General features: G+C 43.1%; 8 protein-coding genes. 5 read left to right on the top strand and 3 right to left on the bottom strand.

From position 1 onward, the window contains the following. Nucleotide 1 precedes the first annotated feature (1 nt). The 5 genes from ND16A_RS12130 to pyrD all read left to right on the top strand — a co-directional run bounded on the left by ND16A_RS12130 (nt 2) and on the right by pyrD (nt 11,266). On the top strand, nt 2-1,366 hold the full coding sequence (locus tag ND16A_RS12130) for a DUF1329 domain-containing protein (protein WP_033077030.1): 1,365 nt from the start codon (nt 2-4) through the stop codon (nt 1,364-1,366). Between the two features lie 255 nt (nt 1,367-1,621). Continuing rightward, the gene (locus tag ND16A_RS12135; protein WP_033077029.1) at nt 1,622-2,629 is read left to right on the top strand and encodes a WD40/YVTN/BNR-like repeat-containing protein; all 1,008 of its coding nucleotides are present in this window, start codon (nt 1,622-1,624) and stop codon (nt 2,627-2,629) included. Continuing rightward, nucleotides 2,629-4,956 (top strand): efflux RND transporter permease subunit, encoded by a 2,328-nt coding sequence (locus ND16A_RS12140; RefSeq protein ID WP_033077028.1) that lies wholly within the window; start codon nt 2,629-2,631, stop codon nt 4,954-4,956. Before ND16A_RS12135 ends, ND16A_RS12140 begins: the two co-directional genes overlap by 1 nt. 309 nt (nt 4,957-5,265) lie before the next feature. Further along, nucleotides 5,266-10,098, top strand: coding sequence for an NAD-glutamate dehydrogenase (locus ND16A_RS12145; protein ID WP_033077027.1), 4,833 nt, complete (start codon nt 5,266-5,268; stop codon nt 10,096-10,098). Nucleotides 10,099-10,255: 157 nt separating this feature from the next. Continuing rightward, the gene (gene pyrD, locus ND16A_RS12150; RefSeq protein WP_033077026.1) at nt 10,256-11,266 is read left to right on the top strand and encodes a quinone-dependent dihydroorotate dehydrogenase; all 1,011 of its coding nucleotides are present in this window, start codon (nt 10,256-10,258) and stop codon (nt 11,264-11,266) included. 327 nt (nt 11,267-11,593) lie between these two features. Here pyrD and ND16A_RS12155 read toward each other — a convergent pair whose 3' ends face one another. The 3 genes from ND16A_RS12155 to ND16A_RS21255 are packed head-to-tail and all read right to left on the bottom strand — an operon-like array spanning nt 11,594 to nt 13,684. Further along, entirely contained in the window at nt 11,594-13,285 is a 1,692-nt protein-coding gene (locus ND16A_RS12155; RefSeq protein ID WP_033077025.1) for a Na(+)/H(+) antiporter subunit D, read from the bottom strand. Then, entirely contained in the window at nt 13,272-13,526 is a 255-nt protein-coding gene (locus ND16A_RS12160; RefSeq protein ID WP_033077024.1) for a hypothetical protein, read from the bottom strand. Before ND16A_RS12160 ends, ND16A_RS12155 begins: the two co-directional genes overlap by 14 nt. Further along, entirely contained in the window at nt 13,523-13,684 is a 162-nt protein-coding gene (locus ND16A_RS21255; protein WP_160173494.1) for a hypothetical protein, read from the bottom strand. Before ND16A_RS21255 ends, ND16A_RS12160 begins: the two co-directional genes overlap by 4 nt. Nucleotides 13,685-13,687: the final 3 nt, after the last annotated feature.

The following is a 13,687-nucleotide window of genomic DNA, read 5'->3' as shown; positions in this document are numbered from 1 at the left end:
GATGAAAAAATTAACAGGAATTTCTCTAGCGGTTACCCTAGCATTAACGTCAGTTTCGTCGTTCGCTAAAATTACCCCTGAAGAAGCCGCTAAATTAGGCAAAGAGTTAACCCCGGTTGGTGCTGAAATGGCCGCCAATGCCGATGGTTCTATCCCGGCATGGACTGGCGGTATTACTACCGTACCCGAAGGCTATAAATCTGGCGATCACCACCCAGACCCTTACCCAACGGATAAAGTGCAATATACGGTAGATGCCAGTAATTACGAGCAATATAAAAACTTGTTATCTCCTGGCCAGCAAAAACTGTTTGCGACTTACCCGAAAACATTCAAAATGAATGTTTACCAAACCAGACGTAGTGCCTCGTACCCACAACATGTGTATGATGAAACGTTAAATAATGCCACTCGTTCAGAACTGATCCGTGACGGTAACGGTATTGCCAAAGCAGCAGTCGGTGTGCCATTCCCAATTCCGGCCAACGGCCTGGAAGCAATCTGGAACCATACGTTAAGATACCGTGGTGAAAGCCTTACTCGCGAAGGTGGACAAGCGGCGCCTACTGCCAGTGGTGACTTTACCTATATTGGTTTCAATGAAGCCTTGATGATCCCATACGGGGTAAAAGGCGCAAGCTATGCAGATTTAGAAGCGACCAACATCTTATTCAAGTTTAAACAACAAGTGTCAGAGCCAGCACGACTTGCCGGTACTGCCTTACTTGTTCATGAAACCATGGACCAAATCAAAACGCCTCGTCAGGCATGGACATACAATACCGGTCAACGTCGAGTACGTCGTGCGCCTAATGTTGCCTATGATGCCCCAGGCACAGCGTCTGATGGCTTACGTACTACAGATGATTTCGATATGTTTAACGGTGCTCCTGACAGATACACCTGGGAATTAAAAGGCAAACAAGAATTGCTGATCCCATACAACGATTATCGTCTGCATAGTGATAGCTTGAAATATGATGATATTTTGCAAGCAGGGCACATAAACCCGGATTTAGTTCGCTATGAAAAACACAGAGTCTGGGTGGTCGAAGCGAAATTAAAATCTGGTACCAGCCATATCTATAAGCAACGTACTTTCTACATTGACGAAGATAGCTGGCAAGTATCGGTTGCCGATATGTACGACAATCGCAATGAGTTATATCGTGTTGCCGTAGCACATGGTTTGAATTATTACGAGTTGCCAGCACAATGGTCTACACTTGAGGTTTACCATGACTTGCAATCTCGTCGTTATATTGCCATTGGCTTAGATAACGAACATGATATGTACGATTTCACTCCAAAACATAAAGATAGAGACTTCACCTCATCGGCACTGCGCAGACAAGGTCGTCGCTAATCGCGATTTGAAGTAATAAACGGTTGGATTTACCAACCGTTTTTTTGTACAAGGATGTACTTATACTCCCGAACCATGGATGGTAATAAGGGGGTGCTTGTACAAGGATGTACTTATACTCCCGAACCATGGATGGTAATAAGGGGGTGCTTGCACAGGAACGTGCTTATCTTCTCGAATCATGGATAGTCACAGAGAGTGATTGCACATGGATGGTGTTCGTCATTCATATTTTTAATTTACCAATGGGCATTTATGATACGCATTTTTAAATCATTACTTGTTTGTAGTGTATTCTCCCTTTTCAGCTTAGCGCACGCACAAACTGAACAATCCGAAATTCTCCCGCTTGCGAATAAATCATTAATGTTAGATGTCGCTAAAATTAATGACAATAGTCTTATTGCTGTTGGTGCGCGTGGCCATGTATTGTTATCTAATGATGGCGAACATTGGACCCAGCAAACCGTACCGACGAAATCCAATTTAACGAAAGTGTATTTTTTCAATGAAAATTTAGGTTGGGCAGTGGGTCACGATTCAGTGATTTTGCATACTAGAGATGGTGGCAAAAGTTGGGATGTGCAAAATTTCCAACCAGAAAAACAACGGCCATTTTTTGATATTTACTTTTTTAATCCCTCCCATGGTATTGCCGTAGGTGCTTATGGTTTGTTTTACCGAACCACAGACGGTGGCACAAGCTGGCAAGAAGAGTTTCATATTGAATTGCTGTTTGAAGATGATCAAAATTATTTACGTGATCTGATGATCGAAGATAAAGAGTTTTATCAAGAAGAAATTGCCAGTATTTTACCGCATTTTAATCGGTTGCTGGCCACCGAAGAAGGCTTATTTCTGGCGGGTGAAGTTGGCATGATCTCGAAAAGTGTTGATTCAGGAAAAAGCTGGCAACTACTCGATGAAATTTACATGGGCTCATTCTTTGATATCAGTACGATTGCCCCGCAACAATTATTGATTGTCGGCCTGCGCGGAAATATTTTTACCAGTCATAACAATGGCGGTCAATGGCAGCAGGTAAACACCAATACCACCGCATTGCTCAATGATATTGTCTCTACCGATACGCAAAAAGTATTTGTGCTGGCCAATTCAGGTGTGCTGCTGAGCAGTGATAATGGTAAAGATTTCACTTTAACTACACAACCAGATGGCAAGGCTCTTATGGCCGGAGTATGGTTTAACAATAAACTTGTTGTCGCTTCCGAAGTTGGCATGAAAGTCGTGGATGTACAATAATGGCGATTAAAAAATTCTTTAACCATCTTGAACGCAATCTATTCCGTTTTCGCTTTACCGTACTCGGCCTATTTCTGTTTGTTACCGGTTATTTGTTAGCGCAAGCTATGGATATCAAACTGGATGCTTCGTTTGAAAAAAACATCCCGTTGCAACACAGCTACATGCAAACTTATTTAAAGCATCAGGCGGATTTTGGTGGTGCCAATAACGTTCTTATCTCGGTCTGTAATAAAAATGATGACATTTTTACTGCAGATTTCTTCACCACTTTAAAAGGGGTACATGACCAGTTATTTTTCATTCCCGGGGTGAACCGGATATTGGTAAATTCGCTATTTTCACCGTCTACGCGTTTTGTTGAAGTGGTGGAGGATGGCTTTGCGGGCGGACCGGTGATCCCGGCAGATTTTAAAGCCGATGAAAACGGCCTGGCAATCGTCAAAGCTAACATAGAGAAAGCCGGCATTGTTGGCAGCATGGTATCGGATGATTACACTTGTTCGATGGTAAAAACCTCGTTGATGGCAATTGATCCGCAAACCGGTGATAAACTAGATACGTTAAAACTTGCCAATCAGCTTGAAAATGACATCCGTGCTGAGTTTGAAAATGAAACCATCAGTATTCATATCATTGGTTTTTCTAAAATGGTCGGTGACATTGCCGATGGTGCTAAGGGAGTTGTTACCTTTTTTGCCATCGCCATCTTAATTACCGCCATCATGGTATATCTGTTTTGTAATTCGATAACGTTAACGCTATTGCCTATCGCCTGTTCGTTAATTGCCGTTATTTGGCAACTTGGAATGCTAACGCAATTAGGTTTTGGTTTAGATCCAATGTCGATATTGGTGCCTTTTTTGGTATTTGCCATCGGGGTGAGCCATGGCGTGCAAATGATCAATGCCGTTTCAAAAGAAGTTGCTAAAGGTAACAATCCAAAAGCAGCAGCCCAGTTAAGTTTCCGTCGCTTATTGGTACCAGGTGGTATCGCTCTGCTATCGGATACCGTGGGTTTCTTAACCTTGCTAACGATTGATATCGGTATTATTCGCGAATTAGCGATTACTGCATCCCTTGGTGTTGCCCTGATCATTTTCACTAACCTGATATTGCTACCAATATTGGTATCTTTTGTTCGCTTCAATCAGCAAGAACAACAACATATCGTTGAAAATGCGGATCACAAGCTGATGAATCGCTTGTTATGGCGCAAAGCCGCGTTTGTTACTTCACCAAAACCCGCCGCATTCATTCTTGCTTGCACCGCTATTTTATTTATTTGGGGTTATCTGCAGAGTAATGAAATTAAAATTGGTGAATTGCATGCCGGCGCACCGGCATTGCATGAAACTTCACGTTATAACCAGGATACCTTTTTAATTACTGACAAATATGCGATCAGTGTCGATTATATGTCGGTAGTGGTGGAAACCTACCAAGATTCTTGTATCTATCATGAAGTGCTAGACACCATAGATACCATGCAGTGGCGCCTGGAAAACATTCCAGGGGTGCAATCGGCGGTGTCACTGGCCAGTGTCGCGAAAATAGTGAACACCGGTTACAACGAGGGCAATAAGCGTTGGCAGGTTTTATCGAGAAACCAGCAAAGCCTGGTACAGTCCATCGCCCGTATCCCATCCACCAGCGGTTTATTAAACACCGATTGCAGCGCCATGCCGATCATTTTATTTATGGAAGATCACAAGGCGGAGACCATTGAACGTGTGGTTAAAGCGGTCAAAGAAAATGCCGAATTGCTAAGTACTGATACCATTAAATTTAAACTGGCCTCGGGGCCGGTTGGCGTCATGGCGGCAACCAATGAAGCCGTAGCTGAGGCGCAAATACCGATGATGGCGTATGTGTATGGCGCAGTAACGCTATTATGTTTAATCAGTTTTCGTTCAATTCGTGCCACTATCGTGGTTATTGCCCCGCTTTATGTGGTGTCAACATTGGCACAAGCGTTAATGACCTATTTAGATATTGGTTTAACCGTATCTACGTTACCGGTGATTGCCTTAGGGGTTGGTATTGGTGTCGATTATGGTATTTATATTCTGTCGAACATGAGTGGTCGTTTAAGACAGGGGCAAAGTTTGGCGGATGCTTACCTTGCCGCATTAAAAGAGCGGGGTAGTGCGGTATTATTAACCGGCATTACGTTGGCCATAGGTGTTTCAACCTGGATTTTATCGGATCTGAAGTTTCAGGTTGACATGGGCATATTGCTTACCTTCATGTTTTTGGTGAATATGTTAGCGGCGTTAATTATTTTACCGGCGTTGTCCACTTTCTTGTGGCGCGAAAAAAAATAATTATGCAGTTCTAAACTTATTTTTGCATAAATAATCATAAAAATGGCCGAAAGGCCATTTTCTATTTATCCGTACTGAATAAACTCTTATTCATAACTAACCGCCTTGTAATAATTGGTATTTTTACTCTAATAAAGTAGTAGCTTTAGCTGAACTTTCTTACTAGAATTCGCGCAATAGACTATTCTAAATAGGTGGAAGATCAGGATTTTCTGGTTTTCTCGTTGAAAGTTTAGACAATAACTTCCAAAAGCCTTTAACTAAGCGTTTTTGGGAAAATATATTTCGCCTTAACCAGAGGGTACAAACATGGCGTTATTAGATAATAAATCTTCTGTCCTTTTTAAAAACGTTGCCAAACTTATCCACGATAAAGTGCCGGCATCAACAGCAGCTTTGTTAGAGCAATTTACCAGCTTACTTTACAGTAATATTTCCAAAGACGATCTAGCCGGGCGTAATGATAGTGATGTTTATGGCGCTACATTAAGCTTGTGGAAAGCGCTAAATACACAACAAGAAGAAAAGGCGTTTATTCGGGTATTAAACCCGGAAGTATCTAAACACGGGTGGAAGTCTAGCCATACCGTTATTGAAGTTATCACCAAAGATATGCCATTTTTAGTCGATTCTACCCGAATTGCACTGAATCGCATGGGCCTGTCTCCACATTTGATCCTAAATTGCCCAATGAAAATTGCGCGCGATTATAAAGGTGGGATTACTGCTTTAGCCGCAGGCAATGAAGAATTAAAAGACAGTAATTCGGAAACCATTTTTTTTATTGAAATCGACCGGTTAAGCCAACAGTCACAAATTGATGATTTAACTGAAGAATTACATTCGGTCTATCAAGATGTATTACTCACGGTGTCAGACTGGCAACCTATGTGTCAGAAATTTGAGCAAACCATTAAAGGCTTAGACAGCGCGAAAAAGCACGTTGAAAGCAATGAATTTAAAGAAGCGAGAGAGTTTTTAAAATGGGTCGCGAATAACAACTTCACCTTTATGGGCTACCGCTCATACTCAGTAAATGAGTTAAAAGGTGATATCGCTTTAGAAGCTAACTTAGACAGTAGTCTGGGGTTGTTGAAAAATTCGGAAGGTACCGCGCAACGGTTGATCTCAAAATACTCACAATCGGCTCGAGAGTTGGCGCTCGGTAAAAATTTACTGATTTTAACCAAAACCAATTCACGCTCGCGAGTACATCGACCTGCACATCTTGATTATATTGGGGTGAAACGATTTGATAGCAAAGGCAATATAATTTCGGAAGAGCGCTTTGTTGGTTTATTTGGCTCGGCCTTTTACAACGACAGTGCCTTAAATTTACCGATTATTCGCAACAAGGTGCAGCGTGTTTGTGACAATTCTGGCTTTGCTCCAGGTTCACATTCATACAAGTCTTTAATCAATATTCTGGAAACGTTCCCAAGAGATGAAATTTTACAATCGAATGAAGATGAATTAATTGCCACCGTAAAAGGTGTATTGCAAATGCAAGAGCGTGACGTTACCGGGTTATTCGTCCGTCGCGATGCCTTTAATCGTTTCTTTTCTTGTATGGTGTATGTTCCTCGTGAACGTTATAACACCAGGCTGAGAATTGAAACTCAGGCAATTTTACAAAAAGCGTTTGGCAGCGAAAGGGAAGTTGAATTTAATACCTTTTTCTCAGAATCTGTACAAGCAAGAACTCATTACATAGTCCGAGTTGACTCAACCAAAGCAGATATTGACGTGAAAGAAATTGAACGCAACTTAAACGAAGCCGCCCGCAGCTGGGATGACAAATTTGCCGATGCCTTAAGAATGAACAAAGGTGAAGTGTTAGGTAAAGCTTTAAGCCAAAAATACAGCAGTTTCCCGCAATCTTATAAAGATGAAGTGCTACCCGGGACAGCCATCGTAGATATTGAAAAACTGGAATCAGTGTCTGCCGAGACGCCGTTGGAAATGTTATTTTATCAACCGCTGGAAGAGAAAACTGATAGCCGTTTTGTTAAATTAAAATTATTCCATAAAGGTGAGCCGCTGCATTTATCAGACGTATTGCCGATGTTAGAGAATTTTGGCCTGCGTGTTATTGGTGAAAGCCCGTACATGGTGCGCGACTCAAAAGGTGAAATGTGTTGGATTTTAGATTTCTCCATGCTACTGACCAGCAACAAAGCCTTTAACTTAGAATTGGTACAAAATTTATTCCAGGATGCTTTTGCCCGTGTCTGGCATGGTGATCTTGAAGATGATGGTTTTAACCGGTTGATCTTAGGCGCAGGCCTTGCCGGTCGTGAAGTATCAATATTACGTGCTTATGCGAAATATCAACAGCAAATTGGCAGTACGTTCTCACAAAGTTATATCGAGTCTACCTTTACTCGCTACCCTAATTTTGCCGATTTATTAATCAAATTGTTTGAATATAAGTTTACCCCAAGTACCAAGTCGACAGCCAAAGCTGTGGCGAAAGTGATGGATAACATTGAGCACTCGTTAGATAACGTAGCAAGCCTGGATGATGACAGAATTATTCGTCGTTATGTTGAGCTGATTAATGCCACGGTACGGACGAACTATTTCCAAACCAATGAACAAGGCAAAGATAAAACCTATATTTCATTTAAAATGTTGCCTGAGCATATTTCTGATATGCCTAAGCCACTACCGAAATATGAAATTTTCGTTTACTCGCCACAACTTGAAGGCGTGCATTTGCGTGGCGGTAAAGTTGCTCGGGGTGGCTTACGTTGGTCTGACAGACGAGAAGATTTCAGAACTGAAGTGTTAGGTTTGGTAAAAGCGCAGCAAGTGAAAAACACGGTAATTGTGCCGGTAGGGGCAAAAGGTGGTTTCTATTGTAAGCAATTACCGGTTAACGGTTCGCGTAACGATATTTTTGAGGCCGGCCGCGAATGTTATAAAACCTTTATCCGGGCGTTATTAGACATTACCGACAATATCGTTGGTGGTGAAGTCGTACACCCGGAAAACGTAGTACGTTTAGATGAAGACGATACCTATTTAGTCGTTGCTGCCGATAAAGGCACTGCGACCTTCTCCGATACTGCTAACGGTATTGCCGATGACTACGGATTCTGGTTAGGTGATGCGTTCGCCTCTGGTGGTAGCGTTGGTTACGATCACAAAAAAATGGGCATTACTGCCAAAGGCGCCTGGGAATCGGTTAAACGTCACTTCCGTGAAATTGGTATTAACTGTCAAACCACAGATTTCACCTGTTTAGCTGTTGGTGATATGGGCGGTGACGTATTTGGTAACGGTATGTTGTTATCGAAGCATATTTGTTTGCAAGTGGCATTCAATCACATGCACATATTTATCGACCCTACACCTAATTCAAAAACCAGTTACCCGGAGCGTGATCGTTTATTCAATTTACCAGGCTCAAGCTGGGAAGATTACAATCAGAAGCTTATCTCTGAAGGTGGTGGTATTTTCTCGCGTGCGGCGAAATCGATTAAGTTAACGCCACAAATTAAAAAAATGCTTGGCACCAAAAAAGTCAGTATGTCGCCTAATGAGTTAATTCAGGCGGCGTTAATGATGAAAGTCGACTTATTCTGGAATGGCGGTATTGGTACCTACATTAAAGGGGGTACAGAAAGTCATCTGGAAGTTGGCGACAGGGCAAATGATGTTTTACGGGTAGACGGTAAAGACGTACAAGCACGAGTGATCGGCGAAGGCGGTAACTTAGGTTGTACACAACTTGGTCGTATTGAATATACTGCCAATGGCGGCCGAATGAATACCGACTTTGTTGATAATGTTGGTGGTGTCGATTGTTCGGATAACGAAGTTAACATTAAAATATTGTTAAACGGGTTAGTGGCTAATGGCGATTTAACTACCAAACAACGTAATCAGTTGCTGTACGACATGACGGATGAAGTGGAAGTCATCGTGTTAGAAGACTGTTACCGTCAAACTCATTCAATTTCGGTGTCAGAGTCACGTGGTGCGAGTAAGTTAAAAGAGCAATTACGTTTTATTCACCGTTTAGAGCGTGAAGACAAACTGGACCGGGCATTAGAGTTTATTCCTAATGACGAAGAAATTGCTGAACGTATGGCGAACGGCATAGGGTTAACTCGCCCTGAAATCTCGGTGTTGGTTGCTTACGGAAAAATGGTATTAAAAGAACAACTCGTCCTTGATGAGATAACCAATGACAGTTACCTGGGCAAACTACTGCCGAGTGCGTTCCCGGTTAAATTGCAGGAAAACTATGCGGAACAAATGCAGGAGCATCCGCTAAAAGCCGAAATTATTGCCACACGTTTAGCCAATGACTTATGTAATTACATGGGCGCCAACTTTGTTTACCGTATGCAGGAAGAAACCGGTGCATCGGCGGCAGAAATTGTGAAAAGCTGGGCAGTTAGTGCCGAAATCTTTGAACTGGATTCGATTTGGCGAGAAATTGCAGCACTGGACAATAAAATCTCTGCTGACATTCAAACGGATATGCTGCATGAAATGCGTCGTACCGTACGTCGGGCTACGCGTTGGTTCTTGCGTCATCGCAATAAAGCGTTAAGCATTGAAGAAAGTATTGAGTTCTATCTCCCTACGTTCAAAGTACTGTCGAACAAGCTAGACAGCTTCTTAGTCGATGCTGAAGCTCGTGAGCTGAGTGTGTTAAAAGATAAATTGTTGAAAGACAAGGTTCCGGCAAAAATTGCGGCAAGAATTTCACAACTTTCAACACTATTCTCGGCCATGGACATTGCCCAGGTGGCCTGTTCTGACAGTCGTTCAGTCGAGTTGGTTGCAGAGCTGTACTTTAGCGTTGGTGTGCGTCTGGATTTACACTGGTTCTTAGATCAAATCACTCAGCAACCGGTTGAAAACCACTGGCAAGCACTGGCTCGTGCCTCTTTCAGAGAAGAGTTAGATTGGCAACAGCGGGCATTAACCTCAGTTATTTTAAGTGGCAACCCAGAAAGCACCGATATTGATCAAATGTTTGAAAACTGGCGAGCGAAAAGTGAGCAACCATTAGAACGCTGGCAGCAAATATTGGTCGACTTTAGAACCACAAAAGCGCATGAGTTTGCTAAATTCTCAGTCGCGTTGCGTGAGTTAATGACGTTGTCACATCATAACGAATAAAAGCTAATACGGAATGGTATATGTTGTTGTCTCTACAGTTAACCGTTAATTAATGATAAACTCCCCGCTTAGGGGAGTTTTTTATTTCTAGCGACAAAAATCAGACAGCACAAGATAAAAACTCATTCACTGAACATCCAACTTTATTTAGGTCATCATGCTTTATTCAATCGCTCGTAACTTGCTATTTAAGCTAAGTGCTGAACAGGCACACGAATTCACTATCAACATGCTAAAACTTCCTGCCGCTTTCGCCTTAAAAGGCTTATATGGCGCACAAGTACAGGATAAGCCGGTGGAAGTGATGGGGATCAAATTTCCTAATCCGGTAGGATTAGCTGCGGGTCTTGATAAAAATGGTGAGTGTATTAATGGTTTTGCTGCCATGGGCTTTGGCTTTGTGGAAATTGGCACGGTAACACCACGTCCACAACCGGGCAACCCAAAGCCTCGTATTTTTCGTTTACCAGCAGCCGATGCCATTATAAATCGCATGGGCTTTAACAACCACGGCGTTGACTATTTGGTAAATCAGGTGAAAAAGGCCAACTTTAACGGTGTGCTTGGCATTAATATTGGCAAAAATAAAGATACTGCGGAAGAAAATGCCAAGGACGATTACATCCACTGTATGCAAAAGGTGTATCAGCACGCGTCCTACATTACCGTGAACATTTCATCACCGAATACCCCTGGTCTTCGGGATTTACAGTACGGTGACGCCCTCAACGAGCTGTTAAGTGCATTAAAAGCTGAACAGAAGGCCTTAGCGACTCAACACGGTAAATATGTTCCTATCACCGTTAAAATAGCGCCAGATTCAACCGAAGAAGAAATTAACGGTATCGCGGAGTGCTTATTGGCCAATGAAATTGATGGCGTCATTGCCACCAACACCACGTTAAGTCGTGAAGGCGTAGAAAACCTGGAGCATGGTAGCGAAATGGGCGGTTTAAGCGGTCAGCCGGTAAAAGACAAAAGCACTATCGTTATCAAGCAACTTGCCAAAGCACTTGACGGTAAAATGCCAATCATTGGTGTTGGTGGCATCAACAGTGTTGCTGCCGCACAAGAAAAGCTGGCGGCAGGTGCTAGCTTAGTACAAGTGTATACTGGCTTTATTTATGAAGGCCCGAAACTTATCAAAGATATTGTTGATAGCTTATAAGTGCTATTTAAGACAAAATACCAAATTAGGGATCTATATGATCCCTTTTTTATTCTGTATATTAGAAAAAATACGCCGTCATCCTCGAGGAGCTCAAGCGACATCGGGGACCTCCTCCAGTAATAGTGTGCTTGTAAAAATTTGATTTTATTCAATTTTAAACCACTGCATGCTGCAGGAGGTCCCGTGTCTCGCTTAAGCTCGCACAGGATGACGGTGTTTTTTTTCTTATATCGTTGAGGTCTCTGAATCGCTCGTTATAGTCAGTTAAACCCGAATGGAGCCATACTTCCTTACGGATAACTGCTAAGAAAGGCTACCGACTAATTATTGAACGAAGCTAAAAAATAAATACGTCGCGAGCACTACTGCCACCCACATCGCCATACTTCCTGACGGATAATTTCGTGAAAGTAAATTGCTCAGTCGATTATTCTTTGCTGCGATATACGTTAAGCACAGTGTTAATCTTAGCTTAACCTCTTGTCGTAATCTGCGATCTACTTGCCAAATGATGGTAAACATATTTTGCAATACTGTTGGCAATGCACGACGATAGAACCAGTCGAAGTCTAGGGTAATGGTCAGCGTTCGTTGCATCAAAGGCAACATGAGGAAAAAAGCAAAGCCCGAGAACAGCAAGAGCTGCAACATGTTGACCACGTGCGGTACCGTATAAGGCTGGTAGGCGACTGGATAGGGTAGCATAGCGTATAGGAACTCCGGCCATATCCCTATACCGATGCACAGCCCCGCGAAAAAGATCATTGCTAGTTTCATGTTCCAAGGCGGATCCGGGGGACGTAAGCCCGAGTCTTTTTGGAAAAAAACAAACCAAGGGAATTTTATTCCGGCATGAAGATAAACACCAGCCGATGCCGCCATCAGTAGGAACCAGGTGACAATCAGGGTCTCATCTGCGGCTGCTTGACTGATCATCGACTTGCTAATAAAACCAGAGGTCAATGGAAACGAGGAGATCGAAAGCGCACCAACTATGCCGCAAACGGTTGTGAGGGGCATACTCTGGAATAGCCCACCGAGATCAGTACACTTACGCTTTCCAGTCATATAAAGCACAGCCCCCGCCGACATCAGCAGCAGCGCCTTATAAATAATATGCGTGAAGGCGTGAGCGGCAACACCGTTTAGAGCCATTTCGGTGCCAATCCCAATACCAGTAACCATAAACCCCACTTGATTCACGATACTATAGGCGAGGATACGGCGGATGTCGTTTTCCAGCAGCGCGTAGATAATCCCGTAAAAAATCATGAATATCCCGATGAAGATGAGAATCTCCGCTCCAGGGAAACCACGTAACAGCACATATACCGCCGTCTTGGTGGTAAAAGCAGAAAGGAATACGGTGCCACTGTAGGAAGCTTCAGGGTAGGCATCGGACAACCACGCCGACAGGGGCGGCGCGGCAGCGTTAATAAGGAAGCCTACGAGGATTAAGATAGAGCCAAAGGAGTTGGGCTCCATGGCGGTGAATGCGGTGGATCCAGAATCGAGAATATGTGCCAATACTCCCACCAATAAAATTGTGCCGCCGAACATATGAACCAGTAAATAGCGCATTGAGACTTGGTAAGAGAGGTTACTGCCTACCGAGAGCACCACCACGGTGGAGGCTAAAGCCATTATTTCCCAAAATATAAACAGGCTTATCAGATCTCCAGAAAGGACGGCTCCAATCGCACTACCGGCGTAGACAAAGACCGCAACCAACTCCAATACACTTTTTTGGTTAAGCGCGTACAGCCCCCCCGCAAATGTCATGATGGAAAAAATGGTGGTGAAAAGACGACTTAGTGGATCACTACGCACAAAAACCAGTTGGTAGTCGAACATAGACAGGGTAACGAACGAGCCATTTGGCAAGCTCCATATCAGTCCTAGTGTCACCAAAGGCAGAGCAAGAATTAAAATAGATCTGACGTTTCGCCCTACGACTGGTAGGAGGAAAGCGCCAAAGAGCAAGATAAAGCCTGGCGGGAAGTCAATCATTGTCATAATAGGTGTCTTTGCGCTTAAAAAAAACGCCTAGTGCCTTCGCGAAAAGCACCATGGCCACACAGGTTACGAGCCCGAACCATGCGTAAAAACCGAAGGTGCCGTCAATTTGGAAACTGGGATGAGCGTGAACATAAAAATCAGCCATGACCAAAAGCGCCAACAGCACTAGACCTCCGCGGCGAAGCCAACGCACAGTCTTTGGTCTAACAAGCCAATGCTTCTCCTCAGTTTTGGTCATGACATACTCCAGCCGACATTTCCAGGATCACCTTCATATTCACGGCGATGAATAACAAAATCTAAAGCAAACAATAAAATATAGCAACCGTAAAGTAGGCGTAATATACGCTTTATGTTTTTAGGGTGATCAAAAAGGTATTTTTTCTCATCTTCCATTAA

Source organism: Thalassotalea sp. ND16A (genome assembly GCF_000764205.1).
Lineage (GTDB): Bacteria > Pseudomonadota > Gammaproteobacteria > Enterobacterales > Alteromonadaceae > Thalassotalea_A.
This window is presented reverse-complemented; position numbering and strand designations above follow the sequence as displayed.